General features: G+C 72.6%; 1 protein-coding gene. It reads right to left on the reverse strand.

The features are described from left to right. Positions 1 to 1188: condensation domain-containing protein (locus tag A5775_RS11355; protein WP_231995152.1), on the reverse strand; the 1188-nt coding region annotated here is incomplete at both ends.

The following is a 1188-nucleotide window of genomic DNA, read 5'->3' on the forward strand; positions in this document are numbered from 1 at the left end:
GGGCCGTCCTCGGTGTCCATGGTGCCGGCGTTGAGGTCGACGGTGTGCATCAGCGGCATGGGCACCGCGGTGCTGGCGGCGGTGGCCGGCGACCCGTCCCGGCTGATCCGCCACAGCTCGTCGGACAGCTCGGCCGCGGCGCCGCCCAACCGGCCGAGGTAGTTGAACCCGATCGTCGGGTCGGAGCCGTCGAGGTCGACCTCGTCGTTCAGGTAGCGCAGCAACCCATAGGTCAGCGGGTCGGGCAGGGCGCGCAGCTGCTCCTTGGCCTCTTTGATCAGCGCGCCCAGGATCGGGGCGCCGCCCTTGACGTCGGCCCAGGACAGGCCGCCGGCGTGCCCCGCTACCTTCAAAGCCACCGGGTATTTGGTGGTGAACCAGCCCACGGTGCGCGACAGGTCCACGCCGGCAGCCAGGTCCTCGCGGCGGCCGTGGCCCTCGACGTCGATGCCGATCGGCGCGCCGGCAGCAACGTGCGGACTGAGGAACTCGGCCCACGCCAGCGCGAACCCGACCAGCAGCACGTCGTTGACCCCGGCGTGGAACGCGGCCGGAGCCTCGCCGAGCAGCGCGCGTGTGGTCTCGACGTTCAACGTGACCGAGAGGTTCTCTGCGGCCTCGTAGGTGTCCAGCTCGGGACGCACCGCCGGGAGCGCGGGCGGGGTCGCCGCCACGCGCCGCCAGGCGTCGGCCTGCTCGACCACCGCCGGCGCCTGCGCGTGCTCGGCCAGCAGCGCCGCCCAGCGGGCGAACGACGTGCCGCCCGCGGGTAACGCCACCGGCTGCCCGTGGTGGTGCTGGCCCCAGGCGATGTTGAGGTCCTCCAGCAGGACCCGCCAGGACACCCCGTCGACGGCCAGGTGGTGAACGATCAGCACCAGCTGCCGGGTGGGTGCGACCCACAGCGCGCTGAGCATCACCCCGGCGGCCGGGTTCAGCCGCGACCGGGCCTCGATGACGGCCGCATCGGACAGCTCATCGACCGAGAGGACCCGCTGGGCGGCATCCACCGAGCCCGGCTCGGGCACCTGCAGCGACCATTCGCCGGCGCCCTCGACGCCTAGGTCGTCCACGCGCAGCCGCAGCATGGCGTGTCGATCCAGCAAGGCCTGCAACACGGCCACCACGTCGGCCTCGGTGACGCCGGCGGGCGCCTGCAACACCATCGTCTGGTTGAACTGATCGACC

Origin of the sequence: Mycobacterium sp. 852002-10029_SCH5224772 (genome assembly GCF_001667315.1) — a bacterium.
In the GTDB taxonomy this organism is placed as follows: domain Bacteria; phylum Actinomycetota; class Actinomycetes; order Mycobacteriales; family Mycobacteriaceae; genus Mycobacterium.